The organism is Stenotrophomonas sp. Steno-Z4 (assembly GCF_056393145.1).
In genome coordinates this window covers 118,771-138,688 of sequence record NZ_JBWJPC010000002.1, presented here as the reverse complement: position 1 = coordinate 138,688, position 19,918 = coordinate 118,771, and the positions used below count along the sequence as shown (strand labels likewise).

The window sequence follows — 19,918 nt, the reverse complement described above, 5'->3', positions numbered from 1 at the left end:
TCCAGAGAGCGATCGGATCGGAGCAAACACATGAATGGATTCATGCATTGGATGGCCGGCAGCGCGGTCGGCGCGGCCCTCTGGCTGGCCACCGGGGTCGCTGGCGCAAGCACCCCTGGCTGTGCGCGGCAGGTCCCCCGGACCATTCCCGCCTCGCTGATGACCGATGGCTTCCTGGATGGCCATCCGGATCTGCGCTGGCGCCGTTATGGGCTGAAGGAGTTCGACAAGGGCAACCTGCCACGCGCGTTGTCGCGGTTCCGCAAGGCCGCCGAGTACGCCGACAAGTACTCGCAGCTGCGGGTGGCGATCATGTACCGCGAGGGCAGTGGGGTGCCGGCCGATCCGGAGCTGGCGTACGCGTGGATGGACCTGGCCGCCGAGCGCGGCTATCACGACTTCGTGCGCCTGCGCGACGCCTGGTGGGCCGAGCTGGACGCGGGGCAGCGCGAGCGGGCGCTGCAGCGCAGGCAGGACGTGTTCGCCCAGTACGGCGACCAGGTCGCCAAGCCGCGGCTGGAAAGCGCCATGCGCGGAAGGCTGTCGAAGATCACCGGCAGCCGGGTCGGGCACGTGCACAGCGGCCTGCAGGTTGTACAGCACACCGGCGCCACGGCGGGCGAGGTTCAGTCCGGTGCGGACTACTACGACCCGGAGTACTGGAAGCCCGAGCTGTACTGGTGTCTGCACGACACCTACTGGATGGCCCCGCTGCGCCAGCAGCAGATCGACGTGGGGCGGCCGGAAACCGTCCACGGCGGAGAGGGCGACGGGAGGTAGCGCGCCGTCTAGAATTGGCCGATGGCCAAGCTCTATTTCTACTATTCGGCGATGAACGCCGGCAAGACCACCACGCTGCTGCAGTCGGCGCACAACTACCGCGAGCGCGGCATGCGCGTGGCCATCCTCACCCCGCGCCTGGACGACCGTGCGGGGCGCGGCGTGGTGGCCTCGCGGATCGGCCTGAAGGCCGATGGCATTGCCTTCGACCGCGATACCGACCTGGAGCAGCTGATCCGCGCCGACATCGCCAGCGACGGGCCGTTGGGCTGCGTGCTGGTGGACGAGGCACAGTTCCTCAGCCGCAGCCAGGTCTGGCAGCTCAGCGAAGTGGTCGACCAGCTGCGCATTCCGGTGCTGTGCTACGGGCTGCGCACCGATTTCCGCGGGGAGCTGTTCGAAGGCAGCCAGTACCTGCTGGCCTGGGCCGACGAGATGCAGGAGATCAAGACCATCTGCCACAGCGGCAAGAAGGCCACCATGACCGTGCGCGTGGACGAACACGGCCACGCGGTGCAGGACGGCCCGCAGGTGGAGATCGGCGGCAACGAACGCTACGTCTCGGTCAGCCGCGCGGAGTTCAAGAAGATCACGCGCGGCGAAGGCCGGATCGACCCTGCCCAGGCACGGCTACCCTTGTAAACGTGCCGGTAGGTACCGACCGTTGGTCGGTACACCGTCTCAATACAACGTACGCTCCGGCGCGCCCGCCGGCGGCGGGCTGTACTGGTAAAGCCAGGTTTCGGTCAGGGTCTTGCCACCGCTGCGCAGGTACAGGCGGATGTCGATCTGGTCGGTGCTGTCATCGGGCGGCACCAGGTCGAACATGGCGCGGTAGCCCTTGATCTCGCGCAGCGGGCGCGCCGAGACGATTTCGGTGCGGCCGCGGCTGGCCTGCACCACCGCTTCCACCTCGCCCTTGTCGATCAGCGCGGCCAGTTCGCCGCCCTGGAAGTCCACGGCGAAACGCCACGAGAAATACTCGCGCTTCTTGCCGATCACCCCGCCCAGGCCGGTGCGGGTGGCCACGGCCTGCGCCAGCGGCGGCCGGGCAGGCGGCTCGGCGCCCCAGTACAGGCGGTAGCCCAGCAGCATTTCCTGGCCCGGCTGCGGCTTGGCTTCGGGGTTCCAGAACGCCACGATGTTGTCGAAGGTCTCGTCCACGGTGGGAATTTCCACCAGCTGGACCGAGCCCCTGCCCCACTGACCCTTCGGTTCCACCCACAGGCAAGGGCGCTTCTCGTAGAACACGCCATCATCCTGGTAGTGGTCGAAGCTGCGGTCGCGCTGCAGCAGGCCAAAGCCCTTCGGGTTGTTGTCCACGAACATGTTGAAGCGCAGCTGGCGCGGGTTGGACAGCGGGCGCCAGATCCACTCGCCAGCGCCGTTCCACATCGACAGGCCGTCGGTGTCGTGGATCTCCGGGCGCCAGTCCCAGGCCATCCGGCGGTCGTTCTCGCCCACCTGGTACATGCTGGTGCACGGCGCGATGCCCAGTCGTTCGATGGCCTTGCGCGGGTACAGCGCCACGTCCACGTCCATCAGCAGCACATCGCCGTTGGTGATGGCGAAGCGGTAGGCACCGGCCACGCTGGGCGAATCCAGCAGGGCGTACACCACCAGCGTGTTGGAGTCGGCGGCCGGCTGTTCCAGGAAGTAGGCAATGAAATCGGGGAATTCCTCCGGGCGGTCCATGCCGGTGTCGATCGCCAGGCCACGGGCGGACTGGCCGTACTGGCCTTCCTTGCCTACCGCGCGGAAGTAGCTGGCGCCCAGGAAGGCGGCGAAATCGCGGTCGGTGTCGGCGCGGGTATTGAGCCGGAACCCGGCAAAGCCCAGGTCGGCCGGCAGGTGGCCGTTCTTCAGGCCGCTCTTGCCGTAATCGAACGCGGCCGGGTCGTAGGCCAGTTCCTGCGCCTTGCCGTCGACGATGTCGAACATGCGCACCGGCGAATGGAAATACAGGCCCAGGTGGAAGAACTTGGCCTGGAAGCGGCCGGGCTGGTCCGCCCACAGCGCGTGGTCCTGGCGGTAGCGGATCGACTGGTACTGGTCCCAGTCCAGCGCCTCCAGCGGCCCCGGCAGGGTCCGGCGATGACTCTTGTAAGCCGCCTCGGACAGCGCGCGTGCCTGGCCCTTGAGGGTGGCGAAATCGAACGGCTGCGGCTGGCCCAGCCGGCGCAGGCCTACCTGGCTGCCCTGCGCGGCGCAGGCCGGCAGCGCGGGAAAACCAATGGCGGCCAGGGCCAGGGAGGCGTTGCGGATGAAGTCGCGTCGTTGCATGCAGGCAGCGATGGGCAGGAAAGGGTCGGCCATCATAGGCACGTGAACGTTAATTCGCTGCCGTGGCGCCGCGCCTGCGTTCAGGCTGGCCGGTGCGCGCCTGCAGGCGCTTGCTGCCACAGGCCTGCAGCGCCTGCTCGATCTGCCGGGGAATGCGGCCGCCCTGTGGCCGCTGCGCGCGCACTTCTGCCTGCAGCCGCACCAGTGCCTCGCGCCCCCGTGCCGGCGCCTGCGCGCAGTCCAGCTGGCCCAGCGCGGTCCGTGCCAGCCAGCGCAGGTTGACGCTGCGCGGGTCCATCGCCTCGCCCTCGGTCAGCGGCTGCAGCGCGCGCTGTGCTTCCACCGGTTGGTCCATGCGGAGCAGGTTGCGTCCCCACGCCAGCTGTACCGCCTGCAGCTGCAGGCGGGCCTCCGGGCCACCCCGCGCGGATTGCCGCATCAGTTTTGCCAGGCGCTCGCCGGCCTGCCAGGGGTCGACATGCTCGCCGATGATCTCGGCCATGCGGCGGTCGCCCCGCTGCACTTCCGGGTCGTCGTCGCCGCGCTGCGCGGCCTGCCACTGGCGGCCCTCGTGGAAGGCGGCCAGCGCATCCTGCCAGCGGCCGACCTCGGCCAGCGCGTTGCCATAGTCGTACAGGCCCTGCGGCAGCAGCCCGATGCAGTCGGGCTGGCGCCAGATCGCCACTGCGCGGCCGAACGCCTCCACCGCCGCCGCGTTGTCGCCGCGCTCCAGCGCCGAGCGGCCGAGCGCATGCCAGGTCTGGCCGGTGTCGCGGTGCTGCTCGCCCAGCGCCTGGCGGGTCAGCCGGTGCACCTGCTGCAGGGCGGCTTCGGCTTCGGCCAGATCGCCGCGCTGCAGGGCAAGGGTCGCGCGCAGGCGGCGGATGGCCAGCGTTTCGGGATGGTCATTGCCGTACAGGCTGACCGCGTCGGTCCACGCCGCGCGCAGGCTGCGGTCGGCACCGTCCAGGTCGCCCTGCGCGGCCATCATTTCGCCGAGGTGGCGGCGCAGGATGACCAGCTGCGGGTGGCGGTCGGTGGTGCGCGCCTGCAGCAGCTGCAGGGCCTGGCGGTAGCCGGCCAGCGCGGCCTGTGCGTTGCCGTCGTCACTCTCCAGTGCGGCCAGGTCGGACAGGCTCTCGGCCATTGCGGTGGCGTCGTGGGTGATGTCGCGGCGCAGTGCCAGCGCACGCTCGAACCCTTCGCGGGCTTCATCGCGGTAGCCCAGCAGCTGCTGGCAACGGCCCAGCTGGGCGTGGAACTCGGCCACCACCGACGGCAGCGCCTGACGCTGCTCGGCCGCCAGCGCCTGCATCGGCGTCATGTGCGCCACGCACTCGCGCGAGCGGCCCAGCATGCGCAGCGCGCGGCCGCGCTGGGTGACCGCTTCCAGCTGCAGCCCGGGCGGCACCTGCTTGACCTGGTCCAGCAGCGCGCGCTGCCGGTCCAGCGTTTCCAGCGCCAGCGCGTAGTCGCCCATGCCGATCCGCAGCCGGCCGATCACCCCTTCCAGGTCGGCCAGCGGCAATGGCTGGTCAGCCAGCTCCGCCTCGCCGCGCTGCTGCCCGGTGGCCAGCAGTTGGCGCACATCGAAGCTGCCGTGGCGCACGCTGGCGGCGCGGTCGAACAGGCCGATGGTGAAATCCTGCATGGCCTGCGCACGCGCGATCTCACGTCGCGCCTGCTGCATCTGCCACAGCGCCAGTGCCGCCAGCACCGCCAGTGCCAGGATCGCCACCGCAGCCAGCGCCACGCCCCAGCGGTGCCGTCCCAGGTACTTGCGCAGGCGGTACAGCGAACGCTGCGGGCGCGCGTGGATCGGGCGGCCTTCCAGGAAGCGCTGCAGGTCCTGCGCCAGCGCTTCCACCGAGGCATAGCGCTGCGCAGGGTCCTTCTGCAGCGCCTTGAGCAGGATCGTATCCAGGTCACCGCGCAGGCGCCGGGCCAGCCGCCGCGCCGCCGGCGTAGCCGCCGCGTCGGTGGTGTCGCCACGCAACAGCACGCTGGACGCACGCGGCGCATCCACCTCCAGGATCGAGCGCTCCCACTCGGCGTCGCTGTGCCGGCGCAGGCGATAGGGCTTGCGCCCGGTGATCACCTCGAACAGCACCACGCCGAGCGAATACACGTCGGTCAGCGTGGTCACCGGTTCGCCCCGCACCTGTTCGGGTGCGGCGTAGTGCAGGGTGAAGGCGCGCGCTTCGGTCGGCGGGTGCGCGGCGTTGGTGCGCGCCTGCTCATCGTCCAGCAGTTTGGCGATGCCGAAATCCAGCAGCTTCACTTCGCCTGCGGCGGTGACCAGGATGTTGGACGGCTTCAGGTCCCGGTGCACGATCAGGTTGGCGTGTGCGTGGCTGACCACCGCGCACACCTGCAGCATCAGCTGCAGGCGGCGTTCCAGCGGCAACTGCAGGCGCTGGCAGTAATCGGTGATCGGCTCGCCCTCCACGTAGGCCAGCGCCAGGTAGGGTTGGCCCTGCAGGTCCACGCCGGCGTCGAGCAGCTGCGCCAGGTGCGGATGCTGCAGACGCGCCAGGATTTCGCGTTCGCGACTGAAGCGCTGGCGCAAACCGGGGTCGGCGTAGCCGCTGCGCAGCAGCTTCAGCGCTACCTGGCGCTGGTACAGCCCGTCGGCCCGTTCGGCCAGCCAGACTTCGCCCATGCCGCCTTCGCCCAGCTGTCGCAGCAACCGGTACGGACCGATGTGGGTGCCGGCGCGGCTGTCTTCCGGTGCGGCGGTCCACAGCGGTTGGGCCAGAAATTCCTGGCTTTCCTGCTCGTGCTCCAGCAACCGCTCCAGGTCGTCGGCCAGCGTCGCATCGGCCACGCGCAGCTGCGCCAGGCGTGCGGCGCGCTGGTCGTGGGGTAGTTCCAGCAACTGATCCAGCAGCGTCGACAACTGCCGCCAGCGCACTGCGTCCATCGTCCCTTCCCCGGGCGCTGTGTTGCCACCGTGCACCTCCGCCCGCGCCCTCGCGCGGGAACCCGACTGCCGCCGTGCTCAGTCCTCGCGGACCGACGCCAGCAGGAACATCCGTGCTTTCTGCCAATCGCGCCGGATGCTGCGCTCCGAGCGCTGGCACAGATCGGCGATTTCCTGTTCCGACAACCCCGCGAAGTAGCGCAGCTCCACGACCTTGGCCAGGTGGTTGTCCACCGCCTGCAGCCGTGCCAGTGCCACGTCCAGCGCCAGCAGGTCCTCATCCAGACGCACGCCGCTGCTGCTGTTTTCGGGTATTTCCGCCACGCGCTTGAGATCGCCGCCGCGCTTGCGCGCCAGCCGGTTGCGCGCGTAATCGACCACCACGCTGCGCATGGCCGAGGCCGCGTAGGCAAAGAAGTGTGCGCGGTCTTCAAAGCGCGCCGCGCCGCGTGCCCCCAGCAGCTTGAGGTAGGACTCGTGGACCAGCGAGGTGGCATCCAGGGTGCGGCCCTGCTGCCCGGCCAGCTGGCGCCGGGCCATGCTGTGCAGTTCCTGGTAGAGCAGGGTCAGCACCCGGTCCAGCGAGGCGCGGTCGCCCGACCGGGCCGAATCCAGCCATACGGTGATATCCGGGCTTTCGTCCATCGCACACCCCCGCCGGTGACGTTTGGCCGACTATAGCGCCGCTTCCTGCAGATGCGTAGGAGAGTTCAGCGCTGGCAGTGGCCGCACCAGACGCTGGCGCGCTGGCCGATGGTGGCGTGGCGCAGGACGCGCCCGCACTGCCGGCAGGGTTCGCCTTCACGGCCGTAGACCAGCAGTTCCTGCTCGAAATAGCCCGGGGCACCGTCGGGGTTGATGAAATCGCGCAGGGTGGTGCCGCCACGGGTGATGGCATAGGCCAGGATCTGCTTCACCGCCGTGGCCAGGCGCTGGTAGCGCTCACGCGAGATCTTCCCGGCTTCACGCAGCGGATTGATCCCGGCCATGAACAGGCTTTCAGCGGCGTAGATGTTGCCCACCCCGACCACGATGGCCTGGTCCATCAGGAAGGTCTTCACCGAGGCGCTGCGGCCGCGGCTGCGCTGGAACAGGTAGTCACCGTCGAAGGCGTCGTCCAGCGGCTCCGGGCCCAGCCCGGCCAGCAGCGGATGAGTGTCCCCGGCCGGCTGCCACAGCAGGCTGCCGAACCGGCGCGGGTCGTTGAAACGCAGCAGGCGGCCGTTGTCCAGGCTGATATCGACGTGATCGTGCGCGCGGACCGGGGTATCCCCCGGGAGTACACGCAGGCTGCCGGACATGCCCAGGTGCAGCACCGCGCTGCCGATGGCGGTGTCGAGCAGCAGGTACTTGGCGCGGCGGCGCACGCCTTCAATCGCCTGGCCGGGCAGCAGCGCGCTGATTTCGTCGGGAATCGGCCAACGCAGGTCCGGCCGGCGCAGGATCACGCCGTGCACGCGGCGGCCTTCCAGGTGCGGGGCCAGGCCGCGGCGGGTGGTTTCTACTTCGGGAAGTTCAGGCATGGGGGAATGGCAGGCGGGTGCGCGGTGTCATCGGGGTGGGGCGGCGAGTTCTTTCGCGCTCAGGAAGCCGTCACCGTTGGCGTCCTGCTTGTGGAAGCGTTCGATGATCGTCTGCCGTTGCTGCTCGCGGGTGATCGGCCTGCCCTTGCCGCCGGGCAGTTCATCGGCGCCGAGCACGCCGTCGGCGTTGCGGTCCATGCGGTCGAAGGCGTACATCATCCATTGCACATACTCCTCGACGCTGACCTTGCCGTCGCCATCGGCATCCATGCGTTGCAGGTAACTGCCGGTGTCGGTGACCTGGGCCTGCGCGGCGGCGGCGAGCAGCAACAGGGACGCGCAGGAAAAACGCCGCACAAGGCGGCGCTTTCCGGTGGTGCCAGGGGCAGGCCGCACCGGTCAGTGCGCCGTGAGCGCGTAGCCTTTCAGGCGCGCGGCGTAGTTCTGCAGCGCGGCGATGCCACTGGCCTCGGCTTCATGGCACCAGGCCTGGAGCAGCTTCAGGCGTTCGGCGGCATCGTTGCCACGGGCTTCCAGCAGGGCGGCCAGGCGCGCGCGGTGTTCAACCAGCACGCGGATGCGCGGGCGCTGTTCGACCCAGCTGCTGAGTTCGGCGCGGCAATCGGGCTTGAGCCAGCGGCCGTCGTTGACCAGGCCCCGGCGCATGCGGCGCGGCAGCAGCTTGCGCAGCTTGGCACCGGCAAACGCGGCTTCTTCGCGCAGGGCCGGCACGAACACATTGCGCTGGTAATCGGTCATGGCCTGGAAGCGGTGCGAGAGCAGGGCCTTCAGGGTTTCGGCATCGGGCACGGCGATGTTCGGGCGCACGTCCATGCTGGGCGCCACGCGCAGCACCTTGGCCAGGCCCACGGCCTGCAGGCCACGGATCGCTGCCCAGCCGACATCGAACTCCCAGCGGCGCATCGAGAAGCGGGCCGAGCTGGGGAAGGCATGGTGGTTGTTGTGCAGCTCTTCGCCGCCGATCCAGAACGCCCACGGGGTGAGGTTGGTGGAGGTATCGGCCGACTCGAAGTTGCGGTAGCCCCACCAGTGGCCCAGGCCGTTGACCACGCCGGCGGCCCAGAACGGAATCCACGCCATCTGGATCGCCCACAGGGCCACGCCGGGCAGGCCGAACAGCACCAAATTCACCGCCAACAGGGCCACCGGGCCCAGGTTGGCGTGCGGGGTATACAGGTGGCGCTCGATCCAGTCTTCCGGGGCGCCGCGGCCGTACTGTTCGATGTCCGCGCGCATGCCACGGGCTTCGCGGTACAGCTCCACGCCGCGCCAGAACACCGTGCCGATGCCCTTGGTCACCGGGCTGTGCGGGTCTTCGTCGGTTTCCACCTTGGCGTGGTGCTTGCGGTGGATGGCCACCCACTCCTTGGTGATCATGGAGGTGGTGAGCCAGGTCCAGAAGCGGAAGAAGTGCGCGATGACCGGGTGGAAATCGACGCCGCGGTGCGCCTGGCTGCGATGCAGGTAGAGCGTGACGGCAAAGATGGTGAGCTGGGTGAACACCAGCAGCACCAGGCCCATGCCCCACCAGCCGAGGCCGACGACACCGCCGGTCAGGAAGTTGATGAGGGTATCGAGCATCGCAGGACTCCGGGCCGTGATGGCCAGCAGGGAAACGGTGACAGGTGGGTCCATCATGGGGCCAGACGTTGCAAACTTCATCCGTCTGATGCGATTTTTGCGCAGTCATTCAGTTGTTTTCCCCCTTCGTGAGCATTGCCCCCGCATTCATGACCGTTGCCACCCCACCGCCGGCCATCGCCGCCGCCGCCCCCCTGATCGAACTCGACCGCGCCTGTGTGATCCGGGGGCAGGTCCGCGTGCTGCATGACCTGAGCCTGCGCATCGCCCAGGGCCAGCACACCGCGCTGCTCGGCCCCAATGGCTGCGGCAAATCCTCCTTCATCAAGCTCATCACCCGTGAGCTGTACCCGCTGGCGCACGCGGACGGCACCGTCGCCGTGCGCGTGCTCGGGCAGAACCGCTGGCAGGTGGACCGGCTGCGCTCGCAGCTGGGCATCGTCACCGGTGACCTGAGCAGCAACCTGGCCGACATGCCCGGGCTGACCGTGGAAGAAGCGGTGCTGTCGGGGTTCTTCGCCAGCTTCGTGGTGCCCGCGTTCCGCGAGGTCACCGACGACATGCGCGCGCGGGTGCGCGAGACGCTGGCACTGACCGGGGCGTTGCCATTGCTGCACCGGGGCTATGCCGAATTGTCCGCCGGTGAAACCCGGCGCGTGCTGATCGCCCGTGCGCTGGTGAACCGGCCGCAGGCGCTGCTGCTGGACGAGCCGTCCACCGGGCTGGACCTGGTGGCGCGCCAGCACCTGATCGCCACCATGCGCACGCTGGCCGCGCAGGGCATCACCCTGGTACTGGTGACCCACCACATCGAAGAAGTGATTCCGGAAATCGAACGCGTGGTGCTGCTGCGCGGCGGCCGGATCGCGGCCGATGGCACACGGGCGGAATTGCTGCAGGATGGGCCGCTGTCGGAGGTATTCGGCGGGCCGATCCAGGTCGTCGAGCACGAGGGCCGCTTGACCGCCTTCGCGGGGTGACAGCCGGGGGCGGCGTTGCCGCCCCCGGCCTCCATCAGAACCGCACCGCTACTGCGCGGCTTTCGATCGGGGCCATCCGGCCCTGGTCCTGCAACTGCAGGTCACGCAGTTCGAACGGGGCGCCGTAGCCACCCGGTAATGCCACCGTGTCGAACGCCAGCAGCAGTTCGCCGGCACCGGCCGCATCGAACCACGCCGCGCTATGCGCCTGCGCCACCGGGTGCAGCCTGCCGTCGGGCCCGGTGGCGTGCAGTGTGCCGCGCGCCTCGTAACGGCCCGGCGCGCCGATCTGCAGCGGCAGCCGCACCTGGCGCCGGGCGGCATCCACCTCGATCTGGCCGCTGAAGCGCGCCGTCGGCCGGGCGACGGCGAACGCCACCTTGGCGTCGCGCTGCACGCCCTGCGCGGTCACGAAGGCCTGCAGTTCCCACAGCCCCTGTGCCTGCCCCACATCCTCGGGAATGGTCACCTGCGCGCGCAGGCCGTCCTTGCCGGCCACCAGCGGCACCGGCCAGCTGCGCCCGTCCGGTGCCACCAGCAGTGCTTCGCCGCCCGCCGGCAGCGTGCGCGCTGCCGAGCGCCCCGCCGCCCGCGCCGCGTTGCCACCGTCGTGCTGCAGGCGTGCGTTCAACAGCACGCTGCCACCGGCCAGCACCTGCTGGCGGTCGGCCTGCAGGGTCAGCGCGATCGGGCTGTTGGGCTCCAGCACCTGCACCACGTAGCGGCCCTGGGCCTGCGCGGCCTGCAGGCGGTAGGTGCCCACCGCCGTGCTGGCGCCGGTCCGCGCCATCGCGCTGCCCTCGCCCACGCCCATGCCTGCAGCGCGCAGCTGCTGGGCATCGACCACCGTGTCCAGCGCTACCGCACCGGAGGGATCGCGCACCTGCAGTTGCTCCACCTCCAGCGCGCGGGCACCCTGCACCGGGCTGACCTGGATCACCGCATCCGGCGCGGTGAGCGGCAGCTCCAGGCCGCGCTGCAGCGTGGCCGCATCCACGGTGTCCCAGTAGCTGCGGCTCAGTGCAACGAACGGGGCCGGCGCGCCCAGCGCCCGGGTCGGGTCCAGCGCCCAGGCAAAGCGCACGGGGGCGCGTTCCACCGTGGCATCGGGCATCGGCGCGCGTTCCACGCGTGGGGCCACCTGGTCGGTGCCGCGCGCGGCCTGCAGCGGTTGGGCGGCGTGCAGCGGCAGCGCGAACAGCGCCGAGGCGACGGCCATGGCAAGCATCAATCGTGACGTCATGGCGTGCTCCTCAGAGGGTCAGGTCGTTGCGCAGGATCGCGCCCAGGCCGAAGCATTCGCGCCGGCTCTGGTTGTGGCTGAGCGGTTCGGCGCCGTTGGTGCGCGCCTTGTCGGTGAACAGCACGCTGCCGGCCGCCTTCTGGCTGCTGCATTCCAGGAAGCCATCGGAACAGCTGTCGAGCCAGTTCTGGGTGAGCTCCAGCCCCACGTTCTGCGCATAGCCACCGCAGTAGCTGTTGCTGTCCCACACCGCCGATTCCACATCCGAACCCACCACCGCGCGGAACGGCTTGGGCAGCGCCGGGCGACCGGAAGTGCCGTACAGGTTCTGCGCGTTGTAGGTGGCCATCCAGCCCACCTGCTGCATGCGCACCGCATCGTTCTGGTAACCCAGCAGCCAGCCGACCGACGCTTCGAAGGCGTTGCCGTTGAGCACCGCGTCGGCCAGCGGCGTGCCGGCCGACGAGGGCGCCAGCGCGGTGACCTTGCTGATGGTCTGGATAAGCTTCGGGTAGCGGCTGTCGTAGGTGGGGTTGGACAGGATCCAACGCACCACGTTGCCGCCGTTGGAATGGGTGATCACCACCAGCCTGGTGATGCCACGGGTGTTGATGAAGGTGGTGAGCTGCCCGGCCAGGCAACCGGCCGCTTCAGGCTTCCACATGTACTGCTCGAAATCGCAGTTGACTACGGTGTAATTGGCGCTGTTGGGCAGGCCCTGGCGTACCGTGTCGATGATGCCCGGCTGCCAGTAATCGGCGCGCGCATCGGTCTGCTTGCCGGTGCCGTGCACGAACGCCACGCCCACCACGTCGGCGGCGTGCGCGCTGGCGCAGGCCAGCATCATTCCCAGGGCCAGGGCCGCGCCCTTCCCCACTGCAGTGCTTTGCATCCTGTGACTCCCTTTCCCGGTGATCCCCCTGATTGCCGACAGAAGCTATTCCGCCTGCGAATCGGTTTCCGTGAACCAGTAGAGGATTCCTATCATTTGAAACGACTCCCAACGCGGCCCTTCACGGCGCCATGCCGGGTCTGGCGGCATGACCAGTGGCCGCTGGCAGGGGCCTGGGAAGCTGCGATCATGCGCGCTTCACGCTTTTGAGACCTGCCGATGCACGCTGCCGCTTCCGCCCCGTTCCTGCGCCCCCTGCTGGCCACCGCCCTGATTGCGGCCCTGGCCGGCTGTACCACGGTGGCCGCGCCGACCACGCCGGTGGAGGCCTCGGTGGTGACCAAGGCGGTGGGCTACCTGGCGCCCGACGCAGTGCCGGACAGCCTGGCGCTGGTGCCGGCCCCGCCGGCGGCGGGCTCGGCCGGGTTCGCGCTGGACGAGCAGGTCAGCCGCGAAGCGCGCGCCCTGCGCGACAGCCCGCGTTTCGCCCAGGCCCACCGCGATGCCGAACTGGGCTTCCCGGAAGGGGCGAACCAGTTCGCCTGCGCGATCGGGCTGGATGTGGATGCACAGAAGACCCCCGCGCTGTACCGCCTGCTCGAGCGCAGCCGCATCGATGCCAGCGCCGCCACCCGCGCCGCCAAGCACCACTACCAGCGCACGCGCCCGTTCATGGTCAATGGCGAACCCACCTGCACGCCGGAGGATGAAGAAGGCCTGCGCAAGAATGGCTCCTACCCGTCCGGCCACACCTCGATCGGCTGGGCGTGGGCGCTGATCCTGTCGGAAATCGTCCCCGAGCGCGCCGACGCCATCCAGGCCCGCGGCCGCAACTACGGCGAAAGCCGCCTGGTGTGCAACGTGCACTGGCAGAGCGACATTCTCGAAGGGCGCTTCATGGGCGCGGCGGCGGTGGCAAGGCTGCACGACAACGCCGACTTCAACCGCGACCTGCTGGCCGCCCGAAAGGAAATCGCAGCAGCTCGAAAGGCAGGCGCAACCGTGAGCCGCGATTGCGCGGCCGAGGAAACGATACTGAAGGTCCGACCCGCCAGCGCGCTGTGACGTTGGGTCGCCCGATGGTGACGCATCCGGATCTGATCGCGTTCGCCAGCAATTCGCGACGTATCCTGATCCACGGACGTTCGCCAGCAATTCGTAGCGCCGACTGTTAGTCGGCGACCGCGCGCAGCGCGGCGCAAGCATCCGAAGTCGAATGACTGCCATTGTGGAAGCGCCACCGACGTTTACGCCCGGCCGAAGCCACCCGTCCGGCGTTCATGACCTCGGAAGGGAGAGCTGCCGACTAACAGTCGGCACTACCGTCGGCGTTAACGTCGGCGTTACCGGTTTGTGATCGACAAAAAAAAAGGCGCGGATTGCTCCGCGCCGTTTTCGTCTACATGCTGCGTACCCCGATCAGAACTTCGCCGTGAACTCCACGCCAAACGTACGCGGCTCGTTGAGGAAGCCGGTCAGGTTGTTGAAGTCGATCGCACCCACCACGCGGGTCTGGTTGGTCAGGTTGCGACCAAACACGGCCACGTCGTACTGGCCGTAATCCCAGTTGTAGCCCAGGCGCAGGCCGCCTTCCAGCGACGAGCGGCTGCGGAATTCCGGCGACTCGTACAGGAAGAAGTTCACCGGGCTGCGGTAGGCCCAATCGGTGTAGACGTAGAGCTCGCTGGCATCGTTGATCGGGAAGCCGGCGCGCAGCGTCAGGTTGTGGATCCACTTCGGCGCCTGCGGCAACGGGTTGCCGTTGACCAGCGCGTAGGTGCCACCATTGATCACGGTGGTCGGGTCGGTGATGGTGCAGCCGCCGCCGCAGATCGCTACCGCCAGGTCGCGGTCCTTGATCTCGGTGTCGTTGTAGCTGCTGCCCAGGGTCAGCAGCACGTGGTCGGTCAGGTACGCTTCGAAGTCCAGCTCCGCGCCCTGGCCGATGGTCTTGTCGGCATTGAGCAGGGTGGCGGTGTTGTTGCTGCCGCCCACCGCGATCAGCTGCTGGCCATCGACGTTGTAGCGGAAGATGTTGAAGCCCAGGCGCGCGCGGCGGTCGAACAGGTCTGCCTTGACGCCGATTTCATACGAAATCACCTTCTCCGAATCGGCCTGCGACACGCCACCAAAGGCCAGGCGGCCCTGGATGGACGGCGCGCGGAAACCCTTGGCCACGCGTGCGTATGCGTTGAAGTTGTCGGTGACCTGGTACACACCGCTCAGGTCCCAGCTGACATCGTCGACGTCGGTGTTGGCGATGTACGGACCGCTCACCGGCGTGCCACCCGGTACCGCCTGCAGCACGCTGGCGGTGAAGTCCTTCTTGTCCTGCGTGTAGCGCACGCCGCCGCGCAGCTTGAACTTGTCGGTCACGTCGAAATCGCCGGACGCGAACGCTGCCCACGCCTTGTTGCGCTGGCTCTGCACGGCATGGCCGGTCTGCGGGTTGCCCGGGGTCAGCGAATCGTAGTTGAAGCTGTCGATGGTGACGTCTTCATCGAAGTAGAACACGCCCGCCTGCCAGTCGAAGCGGCCCCACTCGTTGGATTCCACGCGGAATTCCTGGGTCCACTGGCGGTGGTGCGGCAGGCCGTCGGCCGATTCGGACGGGAAGGGAATGAAGCCCGGGCCGTAGTTGCCGGCGCCCAGGAAGCTGGCGCCGTAGCCGCCGTCGATGTCGCCATGGTTGAGCGATTCGGCGGTTTCATAACCGGTGATCGAGTGCAGCGTCACGCTGCCCAGGTTCCACTGCAGGCGCGCGCTGCCGCCCCAGGTTTCCAGTTCGGAGAAGTTCTCGCCGTCGTTGGAGACCTTGTCGCGGTCGAAGTTTTCCACCAGCGCGTTGCTGCCCGGCTGGATGATGTTGGCGCGGAACAGGCGCGCGGTGCCGTTGAGCTTGCGCTTGTGCAGGTTGAACAGCGCTTCGAACTCGTCGCCTTCGTACAGGAACTGCACGCGGCCGGCGGCTTCGTCGTAGCCTTCAAAGCCTTCGGCCGGTGCGTTCGGGCGGGTGTTGTCCACGTAGTTGTCGCGGCGCTGGTACAGCGCCGACACGCGCGCGGACCAGCGGTCGGTCAGCGGGCCACCGTAGGCGGCCTGGGTGTTCCAGGTGTCATAGGTACCGTAGGAGACTTTGACGTAACCATCGGCATCCTGCGACGGGCGGGCCGAATCGAACTTCACGACGCCGGCCGGCGTGTTGCGCCCGAACAGCGTGCCCTGCGGGCCGCGCAGTACTTCCACGCCGGCCAGGTCGAACAGCGGGAAGCCCTTCAGCAGCGGGCTTTCCTGCACCACATCGTCATACACCAGCGACACCGGCTGCGAGGCATTGAGATCGAAATCGGTGTTGCCCAGGCCGCGGATGTAGAAGCGCGGGAAGGCACGACCATAGGACGATTCAATGTTCAGGCTCGGCACGCGGGCCGACAGGAAGCGGATGTCGTCGCCGGCCGAACCGAGCACGTCGAGCTTTTCACCCTGGATGGCCGAGATCGAGACCGGCACGTCCTTGGCGTTTTCGACGCGGCGCTGGGCCGTGACCTGCAGGGTGTCGAGTGCCACCGGATCCTTGGTGGCGGGGGCGTCCTGGGCTGCGGCCGTCAATGGCAGCAGGGCGGCAAGCGCGACAACGAGGGGATGCACGGACGGAGTACGGCCGTGGGCAGTGCGGTTCGGGAACATGGCGATTAGGCTGTGTTGGGAAGGGTGGTGGACCGGCGCTACCAGACAATTGTTGCAGTACAACAACAGCGTCGCAAATGCGGACCACTGATTATCAGGATCCGGTCCCGGAAATGTGAAACGGGAACGGCTGGATGAACGCCTTCAGGGAACGGCACCGGCTCCGAATCGCTGCTGCCGGAAGCCCAGAACGGTGGTTAGACGCTGCGTAGCCAGTCACGACAACGAGTTCCGCGCAGAATGACGCAGTGGATCTGGCCATAGCGCCTGGAATGGCTTCTGCCTTCAGGCGGGCTCGTGTGGATGCCTTCCTGGCGCAACGATGATCACACCCGAATGGTGAGTCAGTACCTGTCTTCGATCGCGGCCGGTGCTACAAACCGGGCGATCCAGAAAGGGTTCTGCAATGAATTCCCGAATCAAGCGCGGCGAGATTTACGAATGTCTTTTCGGCAGATACCGCCCACTCCTGGACCCGGACGGAGCGCCAGTCATGGCTGGGACCAATGGCCGAACCGAGTACACCAGAACCGAGTTCCAAGGCCCTATTCCCTACGAGATCCAGAAGCCCCGTCCCGTTGTCATCCTTGGAGACCACAAGGGCCAGTATCTGGTCGTTCCCATCAGCACCACGCAGGACTGCCACAACAATCCCCGGAAAGCGGGCGAGGCCAGAGGACTGCATGTCCGTCTGGAGCGTTCCCAACTGCCCGACCTTGTCAGGTACCGGAACGCACCGACCTGCTGGGCCAAGTCCAACATGGTCCAGACGGTCGACCGGAACCGCCTGAGACCACTGAATCGACGCGGTTCGCCACCCCCAAGGGTGTCTGATGACTGCCTCGCGTCCATCCAGCGTGCAGTGATCAGGGCCATAGGCTGCCAAGGCCTCCTCGACGCCGTGCGCGATTTGTCGCAAATGGATCGAGAACTCCAGCACTCCCCCGGGCCTCCGGAAGCCCTTGAATCCGAGGCAACCCGTTGATTCCACGGCCTTCTTGACAGCTCGATGGCTTCGTTTCAGCTTGCACCCGTCGACCCTGGTCCATAAACTGGTGGCGTTGGCCGAAAGGCACACGCAGTACATTTGGCCGAAAGGCACCGAGAGGCCCGCGCAAGCGGGCCTCTTTTTTGCTGGCGCCGGTACCCAGTACGTACTACCGAGCAGCCACGCGACATGGTCGGCCCGACGCCCCGCTAAACGCCCCCCGCCCCAACCATCTCGAAGGCCGGCCAACGGCCGGCGCTACCGCTATGCTAATGCCCATTCACTTTCCGCCGACGCCATGACCGCCTTCCGCCGCACCCGCCTGACGCTGTCTGTTGCCCTGCTCGGCCTGCTGGCTGGCTGTGGGGGCGAGAACGCCCGTCCCACCCCGGTTACCCCGGTGGCGGTGCCTGCCGCACCGGCCAAGCCGGTGAAGATCGGCATCGCGCTGGGCGGCGGTGCGGCCAAGGGCTTCGCGCATATTGGCGTGATCAAGATGCTGGAAGCCAATGGCTTTGAGCCGGTCGTGGTGTCCGGCACCAGCGCCGGCAGCGTGGTTGGCGCGCTGTATGCCAGCGGCATGGATGCCTTCCAGATGCAGTCCAAGGCCGTGGCCCTGGATGAGGCCAGCATCCGCGACGTGCGCCTGTTTTCCGGCGGCCTGGTGCAGGGCCAGAAGCTGCAGGATTACGTCAACGCGCAGGTGAACAACAAGCCGGCCGAAAAGCTGAAGAAGCCGTTCGCCGCCGTGGCCACCAACCTCGATACCGGCGACCGTGCGGTGTTCGTGCGCGGCAACGTCGGCCAGGCGGTGCGTGCCTCGAGCAGCATCCCGGGCGTGTTCGAGCCGGTGAAGATCGGCAGCAACCTGTTCGTCGACGGCGGCGTGGTCAGCCCAGTGCCGGTGGATGCCGCGCGCCAACTGGGCGCGGACTTCGTCATCGCGGTGGATATCTCCAGCAAGGCCAGCGGCAAATCGCCGACCGGCATGCTGGGCATCGTCAACCAGTCCATCTCGATCATGGGCCAGCGCTTGGGCGAGCAGGAACTGGCGCGTGCCGACATCATCATCCGCCCCAAGGTGCTGGACATCGGCGCGGCCGATTTCAGCCAGCGCGGTTACGCGATCCTGGAGGGCGAAAAGGCCGCGATGGCGGCAATGCCGCAGATCCGCGCGAAGATCCAGCAGCTGCAGAAGGCACGCGCGGCGGCAGCGGCGCCGCCCCCGCCCAAGCCGAAGTGCGACGAACCCTCGCGCGTGGGCAAGCTGATGGGCCGCAAGGAAAAGTGCGAGGGGTAAACCGCGTCATCTCTGGACGCCGCCCGCGGTAGAGCCGACTGTTAGTCGGCTGCTCTCCGCACGGGCGGCGGAGTCTGCGCAAAGGGCAGCCGACTAACAGTCGGCTCTACCGCTGGAATGTCGAATTGCGTCATTCCAGCTGCGACAACGGCAACGCCCTGAAGTCCTTCACCGTGCGCAGCACGAAACTGGAGTTCACGTCGGCCACGCCCGCTGCATTGAGCAGCTTGTCGAGCAGGAAGCTGGAAAAGTGCTCCAGGTCGCGCACGTAGATGTGCAGCAGGTAATCCATGTCGCCGGTCAGCGCATGGCAGGCCACCACTTCATCCCAGTCCACCACGCTGTCGGCGAACACGCCGATGGCGTGCTGGTCGTGCTTTTCCAGCTGCACGCGGACGAAGGCCTGCAGCCCCAGCCCGATCCGGCGCGGTTCCAGTCGCGCGCCGTAGCCGGCGATCACTCCTTCGCTTTCCAGCCGTTGCACCCGCCGCAGGCAGGCCGACGGGGACAGTTCACCCGCGCCGCCAGTTCGGCGTTGGTGGCGCGGCCATGTTGTTGGATCTCCGCCAGAAGACGCAGATCCGTGCGGTCGAACTGGGCATCTCCGGACATTGCTGCTCCGCAACATTGATTGGACGCAACGATATTGCGCCAGGTCGGCAGATCCGCGCAACTTTGCAATCCTCTTGCGCGCACCCTGCCCTAGCATCAAGGGGTCACTTCCCAGGAGCCCACCTCGATGGAAACCGCCACCGCCCCCCGCCGCGTCGAACACCAGCAGACCGACAAGGGCTACGTGCCGGTGTACACCACCGCCGTGGTGGAACAGCCGTGGGAAAGCTACACCGCCGACGACCACGCCACCTGGAGCACCCTGTACCAGCGCCAGCGTGAGCTGCTGGTGGGCCGAGCCAGCAAGGAGTTCCTGCAGGCGCAGGACGAGATGGGCATGAACGCGCACATGATTCCGCGCTTCGACCAGCTCAACGAAGTGCTGGGCGCCGCCACCGGCTGGACTCTGGTTGGCGTGGAAGGCCTGCTGCCGGAACTGGATTTCTTCGACCACCTGGCCAACCGCCGCTTCCCGGTCACCTGGTGGATCCGCCGCCCGGACCAGATCGACTACATCGCCGAACCGGACATGTTCCACGACCTGTTCGGGCACGTGCCGTTGCTGATGAACCCGGTGTTCGCCGATTACATGGCCGCCTACGGCCGCGGCGGCGTCAAGGCGCACGCGATCGGCCCCGAAGCGCTGCAGCACCTCACCCGCCTGTACTGGTACACGGTGGAGTTCGGCCTGATCAATACGCCCGAAGGACTGCGCATCTACGGCGCGGGCATCGTCTCGTCCAAGGGCGAATCGCTGTACTCGCTGGAATCGGCTGCGCCGAACCGGATCGGGTTCGACCTGGAGCGCATCATGCGCACCCGCTACCGCATCGACACATTCCAGCAGACCTACTTCGTCATCGACAGCTACGAGCAGCTGATGGAAGCGACCGCGCCGGACTTCACCCCGATCTACGCCGCTCTGGAAACGCAGGAGCACCTGCCGGCCGGTGATGTGCAGGACGGCGACCGCGTGTTCCAGAAGGGCACTGGCGAGGGCTGGGCGGAAGGCGGCGACGTGTAAGGTTGAAGCGTCACGACCAACGGTCGTGACCTACCGCCGGGACGGTGCGCTGAGACCAATGGTCGTGACACGGTGCGCGGC

The 19,918-nt window shown here is 67.8% G+C and carries 16 protein-coding genes and 1 pseudogene; 7 read left to right on the top strand and 10 right to left on the bottom strand.

What is annotated here, in order from left to right; genetic code table 11:
* The first annotated feature begins 30 nt into the window (after nt 1–30).
* Complete coding sequence (locus tag AC06E7_RS07070) at nt 31–780, top strand: tetratricopeptide repeat protein (protein WP_095362431.1); 750 nt, start codon at nt 31–33, stop codon at nt 778–780.
* Between the two features lie 21 nt (nt 781–801).
* A complete protein-coding gene (locus AC06E7_RS07065; RefSeq protein WP_068848139.1) occupies nt 802–1,422 on the top strand; it encodes a thymidine kinase in 621 nt (206 codons plus the stop codon).
* Between the two features lie 39 nt (nt 1,423–1,461).
* On the opposite strand, the gene AC06E7_RS07060 is transcribed toward AC06E7_RS07065, so the two are convergent.
* The 6 genes from AC06E7_RS07060 to AC06E7_RS07035 form a co-directional block, all read right to left on the bottom strand.
* Nucleotides 1,462–3,063 carry an OpgD/OpgG family glucan biosynthesis protein gene (locus tag AC06E7_RS07060; protein ID WP_068854480.1) on the bottom strand — a complete coding sequence of 534 codons (1,602 nt, stop codon included), beginning with the start codon at nt 3,061–3,063 and terminating at the stop codon, nt 1,462–1,464.
* A gap of 49 nt (nt 3,064–3,112) precedes the next feature.
* Entirely contained in the window at nt 3,113–5,986 is a 2,874-nt protein-coding gene (locus AC06E7_RS07055; RefSeq protein ID WP_478063759.1) for a protein kinase domain-containing protein, read from the bottom strand.
* Nucleotides 5,987–6,064: 78 nt separating this feature from the next.
* A complete protein-coding gene (locus AC06E7_RS07050; RefSeq protein ID WP_217537838.1) occupies nt 6,065–6,631 on the bottom strand; it encodes an ECF-type sigma factor in 567 nt (188 codons plus the stop codon).
* Between the two features lie 65 nt (nt 6,632–6,696).
* Nucleotides 6,697–7,509, bottom strand: a complete 813-nt coding sequence (gene mutM / locus AC06E7_RS07045) for a bifunctional DNA-formamidopyrimidine glycosylase/DNA-(apurinic or apyrimidinic site) lyase (protein WP_478063757.1) — start codon at nt 7,507–7,509, stop codon at nt 6,697–6,699.
* A gap of 27 nt (nt 7,510–7,536) precedes the next feature.
* Nucleotides 7,537–7,866, bottom strand: coding sequence for an EF-hand domain-containing protein (locus tag AC06E7_RS07040; protein WP_478063755.1), 330 nt, complete (start codon nt 7,864–7,866; stop codon nt 7,537–7,539).
* A 42-nt stretch (nt 7,867–7,908) separates the two neighbouring features.
* A complete protein-coding gene (locus AC06E7_RS07035; RefSeq protein ID WP_478063753.1) occupies nt 7,909–9,111 on the bottom strand; it encodes a DesA family fatty acid desaturase in 1,203 nt (400 codons plus the stop codon).
* A 149-nt stretch (nt 9,112–9,260) separates the two neighbouring features.
* Here AC06E7_RS07035 and AC06E7_RS07030 point away from each other — a divergent pair, with 149 nt between their 5' ends.
* Entirely contained in the window at nt 9,261–10,091 is an 831-nt protein-coding gene (locus AC06E7_RS07030) for an ABC transporter ATP-binding protein (RefSeq protein ID WP_095362428.1), read from the top strand.
* Nucleotides 10,092–10,125: 34 nt separating this feature from the next.
* Here AC06E7_RS07030 and AC06E7_RS07025 read toward each other — a convergent pair whose 3' ends face one another.
* Together AC06E7_RS07025 and AC06E7_RS07020 are read right to left on the bottom strand one after the other, a co-directional pair.
* A complete protein-coding gene (locus tag AC06E7_RS07025; protein ID WP_478063751.1) occupies nt 10,126–11,334 on the bottom strand; it encodes a DUF4785 domain-containing protein in 1,209 nt (402 codons plus the stop codon).
* Nucleotides 11,335–11,344: 10 nt separating this feature from the next.
* Complete coding sequence (locus AC06E7_RS07020; RefSeq protein WP_306990270.1) at nt 11,345–12,226, bottom strand: lipase family protein; 882 nt, start codon at nt 12,224–12,226, stop codon at nt 11,345–11,347.
* A gap of 219 nt (nt 12,227–12,445) precedes the next feature.
* On the opposite strand from AC06E7_RS07020, the gene AC06E7_RS07015 reads away from it, so the two are divergent.
* A complete protein-coding gene (locus AC06E7_RS07015; protein ID WP_478063749.1) occupies nt 12,446–13,291 on the top strand; it encodes an acid phosphatase in 846 nt (281 codons plus the stop codon).
* Between the two features lie 354 nt (nt 13,292–13,645).
* On the opposite strand, the gene AC06E7_RS07010 is transcribed toward AC06E7_RS07015, so the two are convergent.
* The gene (locus AC06E7_RS07010; RefSeq protein ID WP_320458274.1) at nt 13,646–15,913 is read right to left on the bottom strand and encodes a TonB-dependent receptor; all 2,268 of its coding nucleotides are present in this window, start codon (nt 15,911–15,913) and stop codon (nt 13,646–13,648) included.
* A 406-nt stretch (nt 15,914–16,319) separates the two neighbouring features.
* Between AC06E7_RS07010 and AC06E7_RS07005 the strand changes: the two genes are divergently transcribed.
* Both AC06E7_RS07005 and AC06E7_RS07000 read left to right on the top strand, forming a co-directional pair.
* A complete protein-coding gene (locus AC06E7_RS07005; RefSeq protein ID WP_478063746.1) occupies nt 16,320–16,898 on the top strand; it encodes a type II toxin-antitoxin system PemK/MazF family toxin in 579 nt (192 codons plus the stop codon).
* Nucleotides 16,899–17,199: 301 nt separating this feature from the next.
* Complete coding sequence (locus AC06E7_RS07000; protein WP_184126322.1) at nt 17,200–18,201, top strand: patatin-like phospholipase family protein; 1,002 nt, start codon at nt 17,200–17,202, stop codon at nt 18,199–18,201.
* 130 nt (nt 18,202–18,331) lie between these two features.
* On the opposite strand, the pseudogene AC06E7_RS06995 reads toward AC06E7_RS07000, so the two are convergent.
* Nucleotides 18,332–18,813: pseudogene (locus tag AC06E7_RS06995) on the bottom strand (Lrp/AsnC family transcriptional regulator).
* A 127-nt stretch (nt 18,814–18,940) separates the two neighbouring features.
* Between AC06E7_RS06995 and phhA the strand changes: the two are divergent.
* Entirely contained in the window at nt 18,941–19,837 is an 897-nt protein-coding gene (phhA, locus tag AC06E7_RS06990) for a phenylalanine 4-monooxygenase (protein WP_478063744.1), read from the top strand.
* The last annotated feature ends 81 nt before the right edge of the window (nt 19,838–19,918 follow it).